The organism is Nocardioides sp., assembly GCF_035576065.1.
Taxonomy (GTDB): Bacteria; Actinomycetota; Actinomycetes; order Propionibacteriales; family Nocardioidaceae; genus Nocardioides.
Genome location: NZ_DATLWX010000006.1, coordinates 13,746 through 34,544 on the forward strand (window position 1 = coordinate 13,746; position 20,799 = coordinate 34,544).

General features: G+C 66.8%; 18 protein-coding genes. 12 read left to right on the forward strand and 6 right to left on the reverse strand.

Going from position 1 to position 20,799, the window contains the following annotated elements; all coding sequences use genetic code 11:
- The first annotated feature begins 184 nt into the window (after positions 1-184).
- The gene (gene typA, locus VNJ48_RS01725) at positions 185-2,071 is read left to right on the forward strand and encodes a translational GTPase TypA (RefSeq protein ID WP_325598489.1); all 1,887 of its coding nucleotides are present in this window, start codon (positions 185-187) and stop codon (positions 2,069-2,071) included.
- A 99-nt stretch (positions 2,072-2,170) separates the two neighbouring features.
- Here typA and VNJ48_RS01730 read toward each other — a convergent pair whose 3' ends face one another.
- Positions 2,171-2,884, reverse strand: a complete 714-nt coding sequence (locus tag VNJ48_RS01730; RefSeq protein WP_325598491.1) for a hypothetical protein — start codon at positions 2,882-2,884, stop codon at positions 2,171-2,173.
- A gap of 268 nt (positions 2,885-3,152) precedes the next feature.
- On the reverse strand, positions 3,153-3,689 hold the full coding sequence (locus tag VNJ48_RS01735; RefSeq protein ID WP_325598493.1) for a hypothetical protein: 537 nt from the start codon (positions 3,687-3,689) through the stop codon (positions 3,153-3,155).
- A gap of 190 nt (positions 3,690-3,879) precedes the next feature.
- Here VNJ48_RS01735 and VNJ48_RS01740 point away from each other — a divergent pair, with 190 nt between their 5' ends.
- A complete protein-coding gene (locus tag VNJ48_RS01740; RefSeq protein ID WP_325598495.1) occupies positions 3,880-4,938 on the forward strand; it encodes a hypothetical protein in 1,059 nt (352 codons plus the stop codon).
- A 97-nt stretch (positions 4,939-5,035) separates the two neighbouring features.
- A complete protein-coding gene (locus tag VNJ48_RS01745; RefSeq protein WP_325598496.1) occupies positions 5,036-7,000 on the forward strand; it encodes an acyltransferase family protein in 1,965 nt (654 codons plus the stop codon).
- Here the strand turns inward: VNJ48_RS01745 and VNJ48_RS01750 are convergent.
- On the reverse strand, positions 6,993-8,222 hold the full coding sequence (locus VNJ48_RS01750) for a glycosyltransferase (RefSeq protein WP_325598498.1): 1,230 nt from the start codon (positions 8,220-8,222) through the stop codon (positions 6,993-6,995). The two genes, VNJ48_RS01745 and VNJ48_RS01750, sit on opposite strands and share 8 nt — an antisense overlap.
- Positions 8,223-8,454: 232 nt before the next feature.
- Here VNJ48_RS01750 and VNJ48_RS01755 point away from each other — a divergent pair, with 232 nt between their 5' ends.
- Positions 8,455-10,209 carry an ABC transporter ATP-binding protein gene (locus VNJ48_RS01755; protein WP_325598500.1) on the forward strand — a complete coding sequence of 585 codons (1,755 nt, stop codon included), beginning with the start codon at positions 8,455-8,457 and terminating at the stop codon, positions 10,207-10,209.
- Between the two features lie 79 nt (positions 10,210-10,288).
- On the forward strand, positions 10,289-11,164 hold the full coding sequence (locus tag VNJ48_RS01760) for a glycosyltransferase family A protein (RefSeq protein ID WP_325598502.1): 876 nt from the start codon (positions 10,289-10,291) through the stop codon (positions 11,162-11,164).
- Positions 11,165-11,170: 6 nt separating this feature from the next.
- Here VNJ48_RS01760 and VNJ48_RS01765 read toward each other — a convergent pair whose 3' ends face one another.
- Genes VNJ48_RS01765 through VNJ48_RS01775 form a run of 3 tightly spaced genes read right to left on the reverse strand, consistent with a single transcriptional unit; the run spans position 11,171 to position 14,271 of the window.
- The gene (locus VNJ48_RS01765; protein WP_325598504.1) at positions 11,171-11,956 is read right to left on the reverse strand and encodes a class I SAM-dependent methyltransferase; all 786 of its coding nucleotides are present in this window, start codon (positions 11,954-11,956) and stop codon (positions 11,171-11,173) included.
- A gap of 34 nt (positions 11,957-11,990) precedes the next feature.
- Positions 11,991-13,265 carry a nucleotide sugar dehydrogenase gene (locus VNJ48_RS01770; protein WP_325598506.1) on the reverse strand — a complete coding sequence of 425 codons (1,275 nt, stop codon included), beginning with the start codon at positions 13,263-13,265 and terminating at the stop codon, positions 11,991-11,993.
- A 13-nt stretch (positions 13,266-13,278) separates the two neighbouring features.
- Positions 13,279-14,271 carry a glycosyltransferase family 2 protein gene (locus tag VNJ48_RS01775; RefSeq protein ID WP_325598508.1) on the reverse strand — a complete coding sequence of 331 codons (993 nt, stop codon included), beginning with the start codon at positions 14,269-14,271 and terminating at the stop codon, positions 13,279-13,281.
- A 123-nt stretch (positions 14,272-14,394) separates the two neighbouring features.
- On the opposite strand from VNJ48_RS01775, the gene VNJ48_RS01780 reads away from it, so the two are divergent.
- From VNJ48_RS01780 to VNJ48_RS01810, 7 genes are all read left to right on the forward strand, one after another.
- On the forward strand, positions 14,395-15,291 hold the full coding sequence (locus VNJ48_RS01780; RefSeq protein WP_325598510.1) for a glycosyltransferase family 2 protein: 897 nt from the start codon (positions 14,395-14,397) through the stop codon (positions 15,289-15,291).
- Positions 15,292-15,388: 97 nt separating this feature from the next.
- Positions 15,389-16,399, forward strand: coding sequence for an NAD(P)-dependent oxidoreductase (locus tag VNJ48_RS01785; protein WP_325598512.1), 1,011 nt, complete (start codon positions 15,389-15,391; stop codon positions 16,397-16,399).
- A gap of 215 nt (positions 16,400-16,614) precedes the next feature.
- A complete protein-coding gene (locus tag VNJ48_RS01790; RefSeq protein WP_325598514.1) occupies positions 16,615-17,397 on the forward strand; it encodes a CgeB family protein in 783 nt (260 codons plus the stop codon).
- Between the two features lie 122 nt (positions 17,398-17,519).
- Positions 17,520-18,008 carry an acyltransferase gene (locus tag VNJ48_RS01795; RefSeq protein ID WP_414689900.1) on the forward strand — a complete coding sequence of 163 codons (489 nt, stop codon included), beginning with the start codon at positions 17,520-17,522 and terminating at the stop codon, positions 18,006-18,008.
- A complete protein-coding gene (locus VNJ48_RS01800) occupies positions 18,005-19,051 on the forward strand; it encodes a hypothetical protein (protein WP_325598516.1) in 1,047 nt (348 codons plus the stop codon). The genes VNJ48_RS01795 and VNJ48_RS01800 overlap by 4 nt, the downstream gene beginning before the upstream one ends.
- Complete coding sequence (locus tag VNJ48_RS01805; protein ID WP_325598518.1) at positions 19,048-19,737, forward strand: acylneuraminate cytidylyltransferase family protein; 690 nt, start codon at positions 19,048-19,050, stop codon at positions 19,735-19,737. Before VNJ48_RS01800 ends, VNJ48_RS01805 begins: the two co-directional genes overlap by 4 nt.
- The gene (locus tag VNJ48_RS01810) at positions 19,734-20,759 is read left to right on the forward strand and encodes a glycosyltransferase family 4 protein (RefSeq protein ID WP_325598520.1); all 1,026 of its coding nucleotides are present in this window, start codon (positions 19,734-19,736) and stop codon (positions 20,757-20,759) included. Before VNJ48_RS01805 ends, VNJ48_RS01810 begins: the two co-directional genes overlap by 4 nt.
- Positions 20,760-20,799: the final 40 nt, after the last annotated feature.

Below are 20,799 nucleotides of genomic sequence, written 5' to 3' on the forward strand. Positions count from 1 at the left end.
GCACGGCGCGCACCGTTGTTGATCAAGGGTGGACCTCTTGTGGAGAAGGGGCCTAGACAACTCAGTCGCCAGCAACCCGACTTCTTGCGATTGCAGGGCAGGGGAGGCCCTCCGGTAGCCTGCAACGGCGCCATCCGCGCCATACGGACCCCTCGTTTCGCCCCCGAAAGGCAGTTCTTCTCGCATGCCTGAACGCTCAGACCTCCGCAACGTCGCCATCGTGGCTCACGTCGACCACGGCAAGACCACCCTGGTGGACGCCATGCTCCGTCAGGCGGGTGCCTTCACGGCCCACCAGGCCGAGAGCGTCGCCGAGCGCGTCATGGACTCCGGTGACCTCGAACGCGAGAAGGGCATCACCATCCTCGCGAAGAACACGGCCGTGCACTACGCCGGGCCCGCTGGTGGCGGTCAGCCGATGGTCATCAACATCATCGACACCCCCGGCCACGCGGACTTCGGCGGCGAGGTGGAACGCGGCCTGTCCATGGTCGACGGCATCGTGCTGCTCGTCGACGCCTCCGAGGGCCCGCTGCCCCAGACACGCTTCGTGCTCCGCAAGGCGCTCAACGCCGACATGCCCGTGATCCTGGTCGTCAACAAGACCGACCGGAGTGATGCCCGCATCGCTGAGGTGGTCGACGAGACCTACGAGCTCTTCATGGACCTGCTGGACGAGAGCCACAGCCAGGACGCCCTCGACTTCCCCGTGGTCTACGCGTCCGGCCGTGCCGGCATCGCCAGCCTCGTGCGGCCCGAAGACGGCACCATGCCCGAGGGCTCCGACCTCGAGCCGCTGTTCAAGACCATCCTGGAGACCATCCCCGCCCCCGTCTACACCGAGGGCGCCCCGCTGCAGGCCCACGTCACCAACCTCGACGCCTCCCCGTTCCTCGGCCGGCTCGCGCTGGTCCGGGTCCACGAGGGGACTCTCAAGAAGGGCTCCACCGTCGCCTGGATGCGTCGTGACGGCTCGGTGAAGAACGTCAAGATCACCGAGCTCCTCGTCACCGAGGGTCTCGAGCGCCAGCCCGGTCAGAGCGCTGGGCCCGGTGACATCGTCGCCGTGGCCGGCATTCCCGAGATCACCATCGGTGAGACCCTCGCCGACGCGGAGAACCCCGTCGCGCTGCCGCTCATCCACGTGGACGAGCCGGCCATCTCGATGACGATCGGCACCAACACCTCGCCGCTCGTCGGTCGCACCAAGGGCGGCAAGGTCACTGCTCGCCTCGTCAAGGACCGTCTCGACCAGGAGCTCGTCGGCAACGTGTCGCTGCGCATCCTCCCGACCGAGCGTCCCGACGCGTGGGAGGTGCAGGGCCGCGGTGAGCTGGCACTGGCCATCCTCGTCGAGCAGATGCGTCGCGAGGGCTTCGAGCTCACCGTCGGCAAGCCGCAGGTGGTCACCAAGGAGGTCAACGGCAAGCTGCACGAGCCGTACGAGCGCCTGACGATCGACGCCCCCGAGGAATACCTTGGCACCATCACCGAGCTGCTCGCCTCCCGCAAGGGCCGCATGGAGTCGATGACCAACCACGGCAGCGGCTGGGTCCGGATGGAGTTCATGGTGCCGGCGCGAGGTCTGATCGGCTTCCGCACCGAGTTCCTCACCGACACCCGCGGCACCGGCATCGCCCACGGCATCTCCGAGGGCTACGAGCCGTGGGCCGGCGAGATCCGCTCGCGCACCAACGGCTCGCTCGTCGCCGACCGCAAGGGCGCCGCCACGGCCTACGCCATGACCAACCTGCAGGAGCGGGGGGTCATGTTCCTCGAGCCCACGACCGAGGTCTACGAGGGCATGATCATCGGCGAGAACTCACGCGCCGACGACATGGACGTCAACATCACCAAGGAGAAGCAGCAGACCAACATCCGGTCCGCCACCTCGGACAACTTCGAGAAGCTGATCCCGCCGCGCCACCTCTCGCTCGAGCAGAGCCTGGAGTTCTGCCGCGACGACGAGTGCGTCGAGGTCACCCCGGACGCGGTGCGGATCCGCAAGGTAGTGCTCGACGCGAATGCCCGCGCCAAGACCGCGTCGGTGTCGCGCAAGGCCAACAAGTAGTCGCCCTGCGTCGCGCCCGCCTCACCGGGGCGGGTACGGCGCAATGACAACACCCCGGCTCCGCAACGCGGAACCGGGGTGCTGTTGTTCGTGGTTGTGTCAGCAGGGCTTGTAGTCGAACGTCATGTCGCTGATGTAAATGATCTGGTCGGTGTCGATCGTGTCCCCGAACGCGCTCGCGCCGTTCCAATAGGTGATCGAGAAGGTGGTGACCGGCCCGGCGTAGCTCAGGCCGAGGTTTCCGGCGCTGCCGGTGGTGTTGTCCACCGGGCCATTCGCAACAGTCCGGAAGAACCTCCGGCCGCCGCCGATGCCGTTGGTGTCCGTCCCGACGCCGCTGCCCTGGCTGGTGACGGTGTAGCCCGCTTGGGGCTGGAGGACGTCCCAGAAGTCATTCGACGCCGAGTCGATGTCGGTGAGGGTGAACCTCAGGTTGGTGACCGGCTGACTGAACGTGAAGGTGTAGGTGCCCCGGTCAGCGCTGCCCTGGGGGCTCTTCGACGTGGTCGCCTGTTCCAACCCGAGGCCGGAGATTCCGAGGCCGCCGATGGCTGCCTTCACCCTCAGTGCGTTGGCGGTCGAGCCAGCTTCGTTGCCCGCGCGCATGTTGCCGACGTACGACGCAGCGACCCCGAGGGTCAGGGTCGGGATCGGGCCAAGACCGTCCGGGTCGAAGATCGCCGTTCCGCTGGCGGGGCTGTTGCGGGTGTAGGTCGTGTTCGCCCCGTCCCAGTCCAGGGTCTGGTTCGTCAGGGCGGCGCAAGGGGAGGCGGCGAAAGCCGGGGCAGCCGTGGCGATGGAGACAACCGGCACGCTCCAGGCTGCAGCGCGCACAAAAGAGCGCCGACTCGGTCGGACGAGCGCTTCGGTCATTTCGGGTCCCCCCAGATCAAAGGGCCCGAACCCTTGTGATTTTCTGTCTCGTGAGAAGACTAGGCGGGCGAGGGGACCGCGCCTGCCACGCGAGGACTACGTGTAGGTAACACAATGCGGTCGAATGTGCCCCTGCGGTATCCACTTGGGCTCCTCAGAGCAACACGCCGTCCGCCATGGGCGACGGCAGGTGGGTGATGCCGAGGTCTCAGTGGCCGACGTGCTGGCTGCCGGCGACCCAGGCCTTGGTGCCGAAAGGCACCGTGACGGTGCCGGCGATGTTGACGTACTTGATGGTCGCCGTCGCAGACACCGAGCCGGCGGAGGCATCGGCACCGTCGAAGTCGACGTGGATGCGGTAGACCGAGTTGGCCGGAATGTCTGCCGCGTGCGTGGCGGTGACCGTGTACGGCGACACGGGGCTGACCGGGCCCTTGACCCAGCCGTTGTCGACGACTGGGCTGAACCCGTAGATCGTGAACGTGTTGAACGAGCCGCTACCGTTGGGGATGTAGTCAAAGGTGATCGAGACGGTGTCGATGACCTTGGCGCCGTTGTTCAACGTCAGGTCCCACGACACGTGCTTGACCGCACCGCTGCCCCACTTCACGGGAGTGTCCGTCACAAAGGTCGACGTGGTGGTGAGAGCGAAGGCCGGTGCCGCCGCGGCGATGGACACGACGGGCACGGTCCAAGCGGCAGCGCGCACGAAGGAACGCCGACTGGGTCGGAGTGTCTCAGTCATGTCGGTCCCTTCCTGCCTATAGGGCCCGAACCCTGAATCAACTCTCTCCAACGAGAGTAGGTAGCCGAAGGGATCGGCCGTCCCACGGCAGATCCACGCTGATACCACAGTTCGTCGCATCTTCATCAATTTGGGGCACGCGGTGTGCACACGCAGCGCTGTACCCTCTGCCCCGCCTACAGTTCGATCCGTGACAGGGCAGGGCACCGACATCGTGGTGGTCCGCGTCCTCGGCGTGGCCGTGGCCGTGCCGGCACGTGACGCCCAGACCGCATCGCGCCTGAGACACCAGTGGTCTCGAGCCCTCACCACGGATCCTGCCGAGGTCAGCGCGGATACCGGCGGCCTGTCAGCCCTGGAGGCTGACCAGCACGACTACGCCATGACGTCGCGGGTCACCCTGCGGGCGCTCGAAGCAACCGCCGGGACGCGGCTCAACATGCACGCCGGCGCCGTCGCGGACCAGGAGGGCCGAGCACTCGCCGTGGTCGGCGAGTCCGGAATGGGCAAGACCACTGCCATCCGGGCCCTGGCTTCCCGCCTGGGCTACCTGTCTGACGAGACCGTTTCGGTCAGTTCCGACATGACCGTCCACGCCCACGCGAAACCGCTGTCAGTCATCACCGACCCGACGCGCCCACAACGCAAGGCGTCCGTCTCCCCCGATGATGCCGGGCTCCTCACCCCGCCCGATCAGGCGACACTGCGGCGCATCGTGCTGCTGCGACGCGGACAGGGAACCGAAGGGCTGGTGCCGGTCACCACGCCGGAGGCGATCGTGGAGATCGTGCCCCAGACCTCCTCGTTGGTCCTGCTCCCCGACCCGTTGCTCACCCTCGGCGAGACCATCGAGCAGTGCGGCGGGGCGTTCGCCCTCCACTACAAGGAGATCGGCGACCACCTCGACGAGCTGGTGAGCTTTCTGTCAGAACCCCAGCGGGAGCAGCGGCCTCCCCTCCACCACCCGCTGGTCGACCTGCCGCCACCCCAACCCGGTCAGTGGTCCAGGAGCCCGTGGCTCGATGCCGTTGAGTACGACGACGAGCTGGTCGTGATGATCGGGGACACCGCGCACCTGCTTGCCGGACTCGGGTCGACGATCTGGCGGGCGCTCGCCGTGCCGGTGACGGTGCCAGACCTCGTCACCGCGGCCGAGGTCGAGCACGGGGCACATCCGGACGCTGGCGCCCTCATCGAGGTCGCGCTCAACGATCTCGTCGGGCACGGACTCGTGACGCCTCCCGGATGAGCTGTCCCGATCCTTCGCCGCGCGACTTCCCCCCACGCTTCGAGGAAGTTTGCTCAATACCTGCCCTCGGGTAGGTGGCGCCGCGATACTTCCAGCCATGGCCAGCCCGTCCTCCTCGTTGCACGGTGAGCGGCGGTCCGACATCCAAGGCCTGCGGGCCGTGGCAGTGCTTTCGGTCATTGCCTTCCACGCAGGGCTGGCCATCCCAGGAGGATTCGTCGGCGTCGACGTCTTCTTCGTCATCTCCGGCTTCGTGATCACTGCGATGCTGCAGCGGGAGTGGGAGAAGTCCGGGACCTTGAACTTGGGCCGGTTCTACCTGCGCCGGTTCAAGCGCCTCACCCCCGCGCTGGCCCTAGTCGTGGTCGTGAGCCTCATCGCAGCATCGCTGCTTCTGTCTCCCTTCGACCGACAAGGCATCGCTGCCGACACCGGAATCGGGGCCATGTTGCTGGTGGCCAACGCCGTCATCGCATCCGTCAGTGGCGCCTACTTCGAGTCTCCGGCCGAGAGCAATCCGCTCCTGCACACGTGGTCGCTGTCGGTCGAGGAGCAGTTCTACATCGCCTTTCCTCTCCTGTTGCTCCTTGCCTCGCAGGTGGGCCATCGCGTCGCCAGGCAGCGAGTGGTCGCCCTTGCCATGGTGGCGATCGTGGGCGTCTTGTCGTTGGTGATGATCCGCGGCACCAGCCTGGGCGTCCCTGCCGACTCCTGGCTGATCGGGTTCTACAGTCCGCTCAACCGCGCCTGGGAGTTCGCCGCAGGCGCAGGTCTGGCGCTGCTCGCCGGATGGCTGCCCTGGTTGCAACGACGAGGTGTCGCAATGACGTTTGCCTGCATCGGCGCAGTCCTCCTCGTCGGCTCGTTCTGGATGATTGACGGCGAAATGCCCTACCCGGGCAAGGCCACCCTGCTCCCTGTTGCGGGGACGACGCTGCTCATCGCGGCAGGATTTTCCGACAACCCCATCAGCCGGCTACTCGCGACGAAACCGCTGTCCCTGATCGGCGACTGGTCCTACTCGCTCTACCTCTGGCACTGGCCCTTCATCGTCTTCGGGCTCGCCCTCTGGCCTCTTGGCACCTACACCGCAGTCATGGCCGCCACCGCGTCAGTGCTGCCTGCCCTCCTGTCGTACTACTGGCTCGAGCAACGAGTGCGCTCCCTACCCCCACTCGGCTGGCGGCGCATGTCGCGAGTCGTCATTACCTGCGTCCTCTTTCCAGTGCTGGTTGGGGTCGCTACCCGTCTCATCGCTACCGAGGTATGGGCTCCAGCGCTCGAGTCGGGCCGCCTCGAGGTGGCCTACCCCAGGGACGAGGTCGAGCGAGAAGCGGCGGCGCTCCCGGAGGCGCCCGGCAACCCGTGCACGTCGTCGGAGATCGCTGTCACGGTCGCCGACAACGGCCTTTGTCGCCAGTCTCGGACCGGAGGCCCCGTCAGGGTGGCCTTGGTGGGAGACAGCCACGCCGAGCACTTGTTCGTGGGTTTCGTGGAGCAGTTCCCGGACGTCAACGTGGCGATCTACTCCGTGCGCAGCCCCTTCTTCATGGGGACTCCGGAAGGATTGGACACGACTCTCGACGTCCTGTCGCAGATGCCGGCGCTGCGGGTGGTGATCCTCAGTCGATGGTGGAGCCGTGACACCACGGCAGAGGCGCGGCAAGCACTCCAGACCGCGGTCCAACTACTCGCCGACACAGGGATTCGAGTCTTCGTGGCCGACGACATCCCGGACTACCCCTTCGACGCCTTCAGCTGTCAGTTTCGTCGCGCTCCTGTGTTGAGCGCACCGATGTGCAGCCAGCCCGTGAGCAGGTTCGACGCGATCAGGGACGACTACTTGCCCACGCTCGAAGCGGCCATCGAAGGCCAGCCCCGGACCACGCTGTTGCCCACAGCACGACACTTCTGCGACGACGACACGTGCTCGATGGTGCAGGACGGTCAGGTGTTGTACGGCGACCGCGATCACCTGAACGCTGACGGGGCCCGCTGGCTCGTGGCGCGGCTCGTGGACAGTGAACCAGGCTTCGCCGAGACCATTCGCGGGATCAGGTAGCGAGGTTCTCCGCGTCGCCCCAGGTCGACCTGATGGTCTCGCCGAACGTGCTCGCGCCGTAGGTCCGCGCACTCCATTCCTGCCCTCGATCTGCTCGTGCCTGAGCCGCAGCGGGGTCGGAGAGCACCTCGGTGAGCGCCGCTGCCAGGTCGGGGGCAACGTCGGTCACCCTCACGAACAGATCAGGATCGCCGATCCCCTCAGCACCCACGGTGGTCGTGGCCACTGGAACACCCTGGACCAAGGCTTCGATCGTCTTGAACTTGACGCCCGCGCCCAGCAGCACAGGCACGAGACAGGCTGTGGCCGCGGCATACTCGGCCGAGAGGTCGGAGACGAAGCCCGCCAGCTCCACTCCCGACGACTCCCCCTCGGCGTCGACGCGGCTCGCGAGACCCGGGCGCACCCCGCCTCCCACGAACCGCAACCGAGCGTCGGGGTGAGCCGCTCGCACGCCCGGCCATACCTCGTCGAGCACCCAGTGTGCTGCCGTGTCGTTCTCCTCACGCGCCAAGTAGGAGACGACAAGAACGATCTTGTTCGTGTGGGGCAAGTGTGGCGGCTCGGAACCGCTGGCGAGCGGGGGTGCCACGACGACGGCCGACGACGTCAGGCCGAGGAGTTCGGCGTCCTTGTGGCTGAAGACAAGGACTTCGTCCAGCCGAGCCACCATGCCTGCCTCGTGCTTGCGAGAGCGACGTGCGACGGCCTCCCAGTGTCTGCGCTCGCGGGGTCGGTGCTCAGCGCGCCGCGCGAACGACTGCGACATGACGTCGTGAAAGGTGCCGGTGACGCGGGCGTCGGGATTGAGCCGACGCATGAGGCGCACCAGCCGTATCGACTGCGACCACTGGAGGTCGATGATGTCCGCAGCTCGAATTGCCTCCCGCGCGTGCCGACTACGAGCGAGCCCGAGCAGGAACGGCAACGATGGGGCGCCTGGGTCCCACCGCCGCCAGCGTGCGTCCGCCTGGATCGCCAGCCGGTTCAACCCGCCGTTGATCAGACCTCGCCCTGTCTCGTGACCGAGCAGGAGCAGCCGATCGGGCACGCCCGGCGCAGCGGCGCTCTCCTCGTTCAGACGGCTTCGGACAGCCAGCATCGTCAACTCGGACTCGGTGGCAAGAAACCGCTGGAGCTCGAGCAGGTAGCGGCCACCTGCGTGTGGGACTCCCTCGAACCCGAGGTACATCGAGACGAGCACGACGCGTAATCTGGACACTGCACCATCCTTGCACCCGGCCCGCGGATGAGCAGTCCGTTGCAGTGACCCGCCGCTCGTGGCGGCGCATCGAAGGACTTCTGCACTGCGAGGCGCACGTGGATGTCAAACTACGCAGGTGCCCATGCTGAGCAGCGCTCTACCTCGCGTGGCACGGTTCTTGGGCTTTCCCAGGGGCACAGGGACCCTGATCGATGACCAGACTCGTCGACGCTTGGCGTTCTCTGCGTGCTTGTCTGCCCTGCTAGCCCTCCTCGACATGGCCGGCGTCGTTGCGATGTTGCCGATGATGCAATACGTCACGGGGCAACCTCTCGATGCCGGAGCCCTCGGCTTCGTCAACCGCGCTCTGGACGAGCCCCCTCTGCAGGTCCTCGTGGGGTCCATCGCCTCGATCATCGTGAGCTCGTTCATCCTCAAGGACATCGCCGCGCTTCTCGTGCGTCGCTGGCAGTTGTCATTCATGGCCAACCAGCAAGTGACGGTCTCGACGGCTCTGCTCGAGGGATACCTCACCGGCCCCTACTCGTGGCACTTGCGCGAGAACACTTCTGACAAGCTCTGGATGGTGTCCGGCGCGGTTGGGATTGGCTATGCCGGCGGCTTGACCTCGGCACTTGCTGCGTTCACGGAGATCCTGACCATCGGGTTCATCTTCGTCTCCCTGTTGTTCATCTCGCCGGAGGTCTCGGTCGCGGCCGCCCTGTACTTCGGACTCGCCGCGTGGGTGGTGCAACGGATGATCCGGCCACGCATCGTGCTGGCGGGCCAGCACACCCTCGACGCGTCCAAGGCAGTGGCTCGCGCCTCGCTGCAGTCCTTGACCGCTGTCAAAGAGATCAAGCTGAGGCAAGCCCACGCACCGTTCGTCGACGTCTTCCGCGCGGCGAGCCAGGCCAATGCCGAAGCAGGAGCGCGAGCGGGGATCCTGAACGAGGTCCCGAAGTACTTTCTCGAGATCGTCTTCGTTCTTGGGGTGGGCCTCCTGGCAGTGGCGGCAACGTCAGCCTCCAGCGGGGCTGACGGCCTGGTGCTGCTGGGAATCTTCGTGGCCGCCGGTACTCGGATTCTGCCCAGCTGTGTGCGCCTCATCAATGCGTTGGCCGGAATAAGATTCGCGCGGGCCCCGCTGGAACACATGGTCCGGATCCATCAACACCTGGCGCGGCACCGTGCCGAGGAGCTGGCCGCCGTGATCACTGATCGGGTGCCGGCAGGGGATCTCCGGGTGGAAGACTTGCGGTTCGCCTACCCCGGCCAGCCGGACACTGACGTGCTCCGAGGGGTCGACGTCGACATACCGGTCGGTTCGTCGCTGGCAATCGTGGGTTCCAGCGGGGCCGGCAAGAGCACGCTCGTCGACATCCTGCTAGGGCTCCACCGCCCATCAGCAGGCCTGATCACAGCTGGCGGCGTCCCTGTGTTCGACAATCTGCCCGCCTGGCAGCGTCAGCTCGCCGTCGTACCCCAAGAGGTGATGCTGCTCGACGGGACGATTCGGGAAAACATCGCATTCGACGAGGAAGTGGACGAGCAACACTTGGCACGCGCTGTGGCACGGGCTCAGCTCGCCGACCTGATCGACGCGCTGCCGGAGGGTTTGGACAGCGAGGCCGGCGAGCGCGGCATGCGGCTGTCGGGGGGCCAGCGTCAGCGCATCGGCATAGCCCGGGCGCTCTACCGTGACCCCAGCCTCCTGGTGCTGGATGAGGCGACCTCTGCCCTGGACAACGAGACCGAACGTCGGCTGACGGAGACGATCGAGTCCCTCAAAGGCTCAGTGACCATGGTGATCGTCGCGCACCGGTTGTCGACCGTCCGACACTGCGACGCGCTGGCCTTCATGCGCGATGGCCGGGTGGTGTCCTACGGCACTTTTGAACAGGTGCAACGCGACAACGCCGAGTTCGCACATCTCGTCGCTCTCGGGTCGCTGGACCAGAGCGATCCCTACGCCGCCCGAGGCGCACAACCCCTCGACGACTGATCCCAAACTCGAATCAGCGTGCGCGTGCGACTTTGATGAAGTCGGGCGACGTCAAAGGCAGCGCGTCCTACGATGGTGCGTGACTTCGGGACCTGCGCGCGTATCCGTAGTGATTCCGACGTACAACGCCGCACACGTCATCGGCCAACAACTCGGAGCGTTGGTCGAACAGATCGACGCGCCTGCTTTCGAGGTGATCGTCGCGGACAACGGGTCCACTGACAACCTCGCGGCAGCGGTGGGCGAATGGACCTCCCAGTTGATGCAGTTGCGCGTCGTCGACGCCTCTCGTGGCTCCGGGGTCTCGTTCGCGCGAAACACCGGGATCCGGGCCGCCAGCACCGACCGGATCCTTTTGTGCGACGCCGATGACGTGGTCTCGAACGGGTGGGTCGCCGCCCTGGGACGGGGACTGGAGACTCATCCGCTGGTGAGTGGACCCGTCGAGACCACCCGCTTGTCGGGACGTTCAGCGTCCTGGGTGCCAGTTCCCTCTCTGACCACTGGGCTCTTCGAGACATGGGGTGGGCGAACGTATGGGATCGGTTGCAACCTCGGGATCAGACGAAACGTCTGGACCGAGATCGGCGGCTTCGATGAGACCTACCCCGCCGGCGCCGAGGAGATCGACTTTGCCTGGCGTGCTCAGGACGCAGGGCACGCGATGGGGTACGTCGCCGATGCCCTTGTGCACTACCGGATCCGCACTGACCTGCGCGGCGTCCTCAAGAAGCAACTCAATTCAGGCCGGGGTTCCGCCACCCTCTACGCCAAGTTCCGCCCGGCTGAAGTGGTCCCCAAGTCGACCATTCGCCGGGTGCGCCACGAGGCGCTGTTGCTGCGCCGATTCCCCTGGCGAGGTACGCCCGATGCGCGTCGTCAATGGCTCTGCACGGCGGCCTTCGAGGCTGGCAAGCTGTGGGAGGCCCGACGGCTGGGGACCCCAGCCCCCTGAGCCAGGTCAGCGCCGCTGGGCCATGACCCAGTTCCTGGCGCGCGAACGCAAGGAACGTCGACCTGTTGAAGCCGCCGCCGAATGTTGCTGTCCTCGCCACAGACGTACGACCCCCCCGCCTGCGAGGTGCTGAAATTCATGCGGCCAACGGCTATCCGTTGCCCACGCACGGACGTCGTCGAACCAGGGTTGCGGGTTGCCGAATGTGGCGTAGAGCTTCACTGGACTCAGCGCGAATGGGTGCAGCCCGCTGGCGGTGGCCCGCCAGACCGCAGCGGACACCCCCGGTGTGTGCTCTGACCTGTAGTCGTCGAAGACGACCACGCCGTCGTCCATCAGTAGCTCTCGTGCGGCCTGGATGTCGCCGACCACGTGCTCGTAGTGGTGGGAGGCGTCGACGTGGACGAATCGGTGACTTCCCCTCGTCGCATGGTCCACGATCGATTCGCTGGGTCCCGTGACAATGGTCGGAAGCCGGCCGTGGACCTTGAGGTAGTTGGCCTCGAACGCGGCCCGACTCAGGCCTACGTACTGGTCGTCGTTCTCGCTCTGATTGTCGACCGTGGCAGCATCTTCGCCGAAGAGATCCACCACTGTCAGGACCTCGTCGTCGCTGAGCGCACCCCCTAGCAACACGGCACTCTTGCCGAGGTACACACCCAGCTCGGCCAGGTTCCCCTGCCCCAGGCGTTCGGTCGTCTTGCCCAGAAGCAGCCTGAACAGGTCGACGTCGTAGTCAAGAAACCACCCGGGGATCGCGCCGATGTCGTCGTCGCTGACGTGGGTGACCATGCTGGATCTTCGCACGGGAGGATCAGGGCCAGCGCTACAACCTGTCGACCAGTGACCCTGACAACGTGCCCCGCGTGTCCAGCACCGGAACCCCGGCACGCTCCAGTCGGTCATTGTCGTAGTCGGCATGACCCTGAAGGTGGATGACCAGGTCCGCGTGCGACAGCGCCTCGTCGAGGTCATTGACTCGCTGGAACGTGCGGGCGTGGACGTGCCACTCCTGGACGTACGGGTCGTAGAAGGACAGCTCGGCGCCCAGTGCAAGCAGCTCGATCGCCAGTGGCGTCGCGGGCGACTCGCGCTGGTCCGCGATGCCGGCCTTGTAGGTGACGCCCAGGATGAGGACGCGTGCGCCCGACATGGCCTTGCCCTCGTTGTTCAGCCGCCGCCAAGCTCGATCGGCAACGTACTTGGGCATCGAGCGGTTGACCTCCTGGCTGAGCTCGACGAAGCGGAAGGGGTAGCCGAGCTGCGCCTGGACGCGGTGAGAGAGATATCCGGGATCAATGGGGATGCAGTGCCCGCCGACGCCGGGTCCCGGATAGAAGGCCTGGAACCCGAACGGTTTGGAGGACGCGCATTCGATGACGTTCCAGAAGTCGATGCCCATGTCGTGGGAGAACTTGGCCATCTCGTTGACGAGCGCGATGTTGACCTGGCGGTACGTGTTCTCGAGGAGCTTGGCCATCTCCGCCTCGCGAGTCCCGGTGGCCAGCACCACGGTGTCGATGAACTGCTCGTAGAAGCTCACCGCCCGATCGCGACTCGTCTCGTCGATGCCACCGACCACCTTGGGAGTGTTGACGATGCCGTAGACGCTGTTCCCCGGGTCGATCCGTTCCGGAGAGAACGCCACGTAGAGGTCCCGTCCCACGGTGAGCCCGGACCGCTCCAAGATCGGCACCAGCACTTCATTCGTCGTCCCCGGCCAGGTCGTCGACTCCAGGATGACCAACGTTCCGGGACTGACGTTGCGGCTGACAGCCTCGGCTGCAGCTTGCACCGCACCGAGGTCCGGGGCTCCTTCTTGTGCGAGTGGCGTCGGGACACAGATCACGATTACCCGGGCATACTTCAGGCGCGTCTCATCGGTCGTGGCGCTGAAGCCGCGATCCAACATCGCGCTGATGTCTGTGTCGGCCAGGTCGTCGACGTGCGACTGTCCACCGTTGAGCTGATCCACGACTCTCTTCGACACGTCCAGCCCCAGACCCGTCAATCCGCGCGCGCACGCCGCCTGCGCGAGGGGAAGACCGACATAGCCCAGGCCGATGACCGCGAAGTCGACCTGCTGCGTCTGCTCACTCACAAGGGCTTCCCGTTCACGTTGTCCTGCCGAGCTCAAGTGCGAGCTCGGCCGATTTCTGCGCCTTGTAGACCGTCAGGTCGTCCACTCCGTGACGGAGCCCGGAAGCGCCGGCCGCTTCGACACACAGGGCGGTCAGGCGAGCACCCAGCTGGCCAGAACCGAAGTCGAGAAGACGGTCAAGCACCCGGCCGACCCGTTCGTAACCCGGCTTCGTGGTGACCGTACTGCTCAGCCCGAGGACTCCGGCCCGCCATACTCGATCCTTGACGCCGCCGCGCGGCGAGGAGGCCCTGGACGGCTCAGGATGGACCCGGTAGAAGAGTCGCTTGGAAGCGCCGGAGACGAAGGCCCGCGGGATCCGGGTCGCGGCTCTCGTCGATGGCCCCCGGTGGTCGACCTGGAGCTCCCGGTCCACGATCAGGGTGACCTTGCAGTCGTGCACCAGCCTCCACCCGAGCTCGGAGTCCTGTCCGTACACGAAGCGGGGGTCGAAGCCACCCGAACAGGTCCAGGCCTGGCGGTGGATGGAGTTGTTGGCCGCCCAGCCGATCCAACGGTCCTGCTCGGGGCGGGCGTAGGCAGCCGAAAGGCTGCGCTCGGTTGCCGGCCGCCCATAGACCCGGGCGTAGGGGGTCTCCGGGAAGACGTCCCGCGTCGGTCCGATGACTCCCACATCGGTACGCCCGGCGTGGTGCGAGACGTGGCGACTGACAAAGGACGGCCCCGGAGTCAGATCGTCGTCGCACCTGATGAGCACGTCACCGGTGGCAGTCGAGAACGCGTCGTTGAGCACGGCGACCACGCCCTGGCTGGTCTCGTGCACGATCGTGCGCAGCGGGAGGTGGTCGCGATATGACTCCAGGATCGCGGGGCTGTCGTCGACGACACCGTCGACGACGACGATCAACTCCCACGGTCCGTCGAAGTCCTGCCTCGCCATGGCATCGAGAAGGTCCGGGAGGCGGTGTGCGCCACGGTGAGTGGGAACCACGACACTCGCTTGCACGCGCGGCTCCTTCGCAAGGCTATGCAGACCGTCGACACGAGTTGGGGGTGCTCGACACATGTCAGGATAGACGTCGAGAGTGGAGCGGGTGACGGAATGGATGCGTTGTCGGATTGTGTCAGCGTGGTGGTGCCGCACTACGGCGACCCCGCCCCGACGACCGCGCTCGTGGAACGCCTCCGCGCCCAGCGGGGTGTGACTCTGCAGATCATCGTGGCCGACGACCACTCCGTCGACCCGTTCCCCCGACTTCCTGGGATCGAAGTCGTACGGCGTGAAGCCAACGGTGGCTTCGGCAGCAACGTCAACAGCGGTGTTGCCGCTGCCGCTCACGACCTGCTGCTGGTCCTCAACAGCGACGTCGAGATCGACGACACCTTCGTCGCGGATCTCGTGAAGGCAGCCAGGCCCTGGTTGCCTGCCGTCGTCAGCCCGCGGGTGGTCAGCCGCCAGGGCAACAACGAATGGATCGGTAGACACTTCCCCAAGGTGCGACACCAGGTCGTCGAGTCGCTGCACCCCCTCGTGCGTCTGCGTCCCCGACTCCATGACGCCGTCGGTCACGACACAGCAGCGCGAGGCCAGACGAATGTCGTCGACTGGGTCGTGGGCGCCGCGATGCTCATCCCGACTGCCACTTTTCGCTCGGTGGGCGGATTTGACCAGCGGTTCTTCATGAACTCCGAGGAGGTCGACCTCCAGCGGCGTTTGCGCGAGACAGGTGTGCCGTCCGTCGTGGTCTCCGAGCCCACCCTGGTCCACGAAGGCGGCGGCTCGTCCCCCTCGCTCAGTCGACGACGGTGGCTGGTGCAGTCCCGTCTTGCCTACGCCCGCAAGTGGTCCGGCGTGTCCGGGGAGCGACGATTGCGAACGGCACTGGTGCTCGCGACCTGCGCCAACTTCCTGTGGAACGCAGCGCGCGCGCTTGCCGGCCGCGACTCCCGCCCTGTCAGCTCCCTCCGCGAGGAGCTTGCGGCGATCCGTCCGGGCGCCCGTGGGTCTGGGTCACGTGCGGGGTGACGCGGCACCTTGCTGAACGCAGCCGCAGAACACACGACGTCTGGTCTACTGGCGCTGTGAAGCGATGTACCGGTGACGAGACCTACGGCGGTGCCAGATGAAGGTCCTCATCACTGGCGGCTGCGGCTTCATCGGTCAGCACCTGGCCCGTCGGCTCGTCCGCCAGGGGTCCGATGTGGTTGCGCTCGACGTCCTCAACCCGCAGGTCCACCTCGAGCCGGAGTCGTCCCGCCTCGCGTTCCCGGGCGCGGTGGTCGTGGGCGACATCGCTTCGCCGGACGCCTGGGACGCCGTCTCGAACATCGGCAGCTTCGGTGCCGTTGTCCACCTTGCGGCCGAGACTGGCACCGGCCAGTCCATGTACGAGCACGAACGCTATCGCCGCACCAACGTCGACGGCACCCGCTCCGCTGGCCTCTTCGCAAGCAGCCACGACATTCCCCTCGTCTCACTGAGCTCTCGAGCGGTGTATGGCGAAGGCGCTCCCGATCGGCCGTCGTACGAGGACGATCCCCACCAACCGGTCTCCTTCTACGGCGAGACCAAGTCGCTTGCCGAGCAGGAGGTCGCCGGGTTTGCCTGTTCGGTCCCGATCACGACGATCCGCCCGCAGAACGTGATCGGTCCCGGCCAGGCTCTCCACAATCCATACACGGGCGTCCTGGCCGCTTTCCTCGCCATGCTCCGCGAGCAGCGTCCGCTGACCGTTTACGGCGACGGCAGCCAGACTCGTGACTTCATCCACGTCCAGGACCTCGCCGAACTCGTGGTGTGGTGCCTGGAACACCCAGCGGTCACCGGCGAGCAGCGGGTCCTCAACAGCGGAACCGGCACCCGCACCACGCTCCTCGAGCTCGCGCGTCTGGCCGTAGCTGCGTCTCCGCACGACGTCGGAGTCGAGCATCTCGCTGTCAGTCGCGCGGGCGACATCAACCATGCATGCGCATCGTTGGACAGGCTCAGGACCGTCGGTGCCCCGGAGCCCAGATGGTCTCCCGCCGACGCGGTCACGGAGTTCATCCAGTGGTCCTGGGACCGACCTGGTGCCTCGTCCAGCGCTTGGGACCAGGCTCTGGGCGAGCTGTCGGACCGAGGCCTCGTCGAGTGAGCCGCGTCCTCCTGGTGAGCCCCACGTTCCACGGGTACTGGAGAGCGGTACAGACCTCGCTGGAGGGTCGAGGCCATGTGGTGCAGGCTCACCTCTACGACGAGCTCCTTTCCGTCCCGGCAAAGGTCGGCAACAAGGTTCGTCACGAACTCAAAGAGCGCCTAGGGCATGAGCACGACGCTCGACGCGATCAACACACGACCGAGCATGCCCTGGTGGCTCTCCGCGCGTCCCGCGCGGACGCCGTCGTGATCGTGAAGGGCGACCAGTTGGGAGACGACTTCTGGACGGCCCTCGAGGGTCGCCCACACGTCCTCTGGCTCTACGACGAGCTTCGGCGTACCCGGTGGAAGACCAGATCGATGACCATCGTCGGCCCCATCTGCTCCTACTCGCGTCTCGACGCCGAGGCCCTGATGGGCCTCGGCCTTCCCGCACGTCACCTACCACTCGCCTTCGACCACCAGCTACGTCCCCATCCCCCATCCAGACGCATGAGCGAGACCGTGTTCATCGGAGCCCGCTACCCAGAACGACAGCGGACGCTGGAGGCGCTGGCCGACGGAGGCATCCCCGTCCGCGCGTTCGGCCGCGACTGGTCTCATCACCCGTGGGACCGACTGCGGACGTGGGACCTTCGGCGACCGACTCTGCCAGCCGGGCGCGACCTCGACCGGGGCGATGCCTACGACACGATGACCGCAGCAAGGGCGACGCTCAACATCCACGGTGACCAGGACGGCTTCACGATGCGAACCTTCGAGGCGTGCGGCGCGGGCGCGCTCCAGCTCATCGACCGCTCAGATCTGCAGGGCCTGTATGACGACGGCTCCGAGCTGGCGTCGTACTCCTCAGACGCCGAGATGATCGACCTGTGTCACCGCGCGGCGGTCGACATCAGGTGGTCGGAGCGGGTCCGCACTGCGGCGCGTGCCCGCACGATGGCCGAGCACACGTTCGACCACCGGGTGAAGGTGCTGGAGGAATCGTGGGGCTGAGTCGGCAGGATTGAAGGATCTGGGGTGACGGGCCACCGATGGAACTAGGCTCTGACGCAATGGACATCGCCGCCACACTCGCCGAGTCCCCGTCGCCAGCACGGTGGCACAAGGCTCGGCTGGTGACTGCTCTGCTGTATCGCCGCGCCTTCGGCCGATTGGGCGCCGGCACGGTGATCGTCCGGCCTCAAAGGCTCGCACAGGTCAGGCGCATCCACATCGGCGAACAGTGCGCCTTCTACGAAGGGGCCTGGCTCGCCTGTGAGCGAGCAAGAGGCCCCCTCACGATCGGCGACCGCAACTACTTCGGCCACCGGGTGCATCTCCACGCCTTCGACGCGGTGACGATCGGCTCCGACTGCGTCTTTGCCGACGATGCCTTCGTTGCGTCATCCGACCACGAGAGGGGCAACCCGGCGGGCATCACGGGCACAGGTCCGATCACCATCGGCGACAAAGTCTTCGTCGGGCAACGCGCCGTGGTCCTGGGGGGCGTCACGATCGGAGATCGGGCGACCATCGCGGCGCATGCCGTCGTGACTCGCGATGTCCCCGCGGACGCCACCGTGGCAGGCGTTCCTGCCAGGGTCATCGGGACCCACACGCCGTGACCGGTCTGCTCCATCCCACGGACCTGCGAGCCTGGCGGACCTGGCACGAGTCCCGGCACCCGATCCGGTCGACTGTTCGATCCCTCCTCGGGCGCGGACGGGGCGAGCGTCCCGCCCTCGACCTGGTGGCTCCTCCTGCCGCAGACATCCTCGTGTGCATCGAAGCGACGCACACCAGTGTCCGGAGCGCTGTGGCCAGCGTGCTGTCGCACCTCCCCGCCGAGCGGACCGCGATCCTGTGCCAGCCTGCGTGGGTTCTGCCCAGCACGTACGCCCAGCACACTCGAAACTCAGTCACCGCCCATGACCTGGTGGACCGGTTGCCCCACCTCCGCGCTGTCCTGGCTGCCGGCCACTACACCGTGGTGGGTGCCGCCGGCCACGATGCTGCGGTCGCGAAAGGCGCCGATTTCTTCATCTCCCAGCACGGCGCCCTGACCCCCTATGCGCCCCCGTTACCACCCGAGTCCCGGCTCCTCGCCTGGAGCCAGGGCGACGCCGACTTCTGGAGGTCCGGGCGCACCGATGTCCACACCTTCGTCACCGGTAGCCAGCTGTTGTGGAGCGCCGGCAACCACCGCGACACAGCCCCGCGGGTCAGCACATCCGGGCCACGTGATCGCTTGACGTACCTCGGTCAGATGCACGGCGCCGAGCTTTCTCGAAGTCGTCTGGCAAGCGCGGCGGCCGGCTTCTGTCGTACGCACCGCGCCACCTATCGCCCCCACCCGTCGGAGCGCGACAAGCTGTCGCAGTTCACCCATGCGGCCTATCGCCGGGCAGGAATCACTGTCGACGCTGCCGCACAGCTCACGGACCTCGATGGACCCGTCGTCAGCGTCTTCTCCACGGGAGTGCTGGAAGCAGCGGCCCAAGGGCGCGAGGCCTGGGTTGATTTCCCTCGGCCACCAGCATGGCTCGTGGAGTTCTGGGAGCGTTACGACATGCACCGTTTCGAAGACGTCCCCACCCCGCCGCCCGCTCGTCACGATGAGGAGCCGGCGCGGCGCATCGCACGGATCTTGATGGAGTCGGTCTCGTGAGCTCGATCCTGTGCGTGATCCCTGCACGCGGCGGGTCCAAGGGGGTTCCTCGCAAGAACCTGCTCGACGTCGGCGGAAAGCCACTGATCGTGTGGACCATCGAGCAGGCGCTGGCGGTCCACGACCTCGACGTGCTCGTCTCCACCGACGACGAAGAGATTGCCGACGTCGCTCGGCGGGCCGGCGCCCGAGTGCCCTGGCTGCGACCCGCGGAGCTGGCACAGGACACCACCCCGACAGAGCCGGTCGTGCGACACGCGATCGACCAAGTGACGTCCGAGCGCAGCCGACCCGACGCTGTCATGCTCCTGCAGGCGACCTCACCGGTCCGTCACGACGGGACGCTGGCCCGTGCCGTGCGCGAGTTCTCGGAGTCCGGTGTCGACTCGATGGTGGGCGTGGTCCCGCAAGCCCCTTTCATCTGGCAGGCGACCGAGCCGCCCACCGCGGCGTACGACGTCAATGCGCGTCCGCGGCGACAAGACCTCACGACCACGACGCTCCGCTACCGCGAGACGGGCTCGGTCTACGTCACCCGCACCCAGGTCTACGAGGAAGTCGACAACCGGCTGGGCGGACGGATCGGGCTCTTCGTCATGGACGAGGACGAAGGAGTCGACATCGACACCCAGCTCGACGTGGCCCTCGCCGAGAAGTTCCTCGGATCCTCCAGCCCGCACGCATGACCGCGAAGATCGTCTTTGCCGCCAACCAGGGGGACATCGGTGGTGGCGAAGTCATGTTGCTGCACCTGGCTACGGCCGCCCGAGAGTTCCACGTCGACGTGGAGGTTGTCGCGCCGTCAGCCAGCCCGGTGGCCGACCTCCTGTCCCAAGCGGGCTTCCGGGTCCACGGGCTCGGGTCGACGCGACGCGAATACCTGCTCGCCCTTCCTCGCTTCGCCAGAGCGACGCCCGGCCTGCTGTGGTGCAACGGGCTCGGCCCGGCCCTCACCACGGCCGGCCGTCGCAACCGGGTGGTCCACCTCCACCAGACGCCGTCGGGACGACATGCGGTAGCAGCGAGGCTCGCCCGGTCTCGAGCGCGTGCCGTCGTGGTCCCCAGTCGCTCCAGCGCATTGCACGTGCCTGGAGCCAGGGTGTTGGCGAACTGGACGAGCGAGGTGGTCCCAGAGCCCCGGAGCCAGGGCGACGTGCAGCCAGTCATCGGTTTCCTCGGGCGTCCGTCGGTGGCCAAGGGCGTCGTGGTCCTCGCGGAGGCCATCTCGCTCCTGGCTCGACGATCCGATCCTGCGCCCCGCCTGCTCCTGGCCGGGGAGTCCCACTTCGTCGACCCGGAGGAGCAGGCATCCGTCGGTGTCGCCCTGGGCCGGATCGACCATCTGTGCGTCCGCCAGGGCTGGACCAGCCCCTCCCGCTTCTTCGGGCAGGTCGACTTGGCGGTCTTTCCGTCGATCGTGCCGGAGTCGTTCGGTCTCGTGGCTGCGGAGGCGATGAGCGCCCGGGTGCCATTCGTGGTGTCCGACGCGGGAGCTCTCCCTGAGGTGGCCGGGGCCGAGCACCCTTGGATCGCACGCAGCGGGGACGCGGACGCCCTGGCAGACACGATCGAGGCCGCCCTCTGCTCGCCGCCGGGGCAGACAGCACACGCGGTGGCGTCGGCGCGCGAGCGCTGGGAAGCACACTTCTCGCCCGTTGCCGGACATGCCCGTCTCGGTGCGCTCCTGCGTGATCTCGGGCTGATCTGAGGCGTACAAAGCCGCCCGAAGTCCGTTGCCCCTTCGCCGG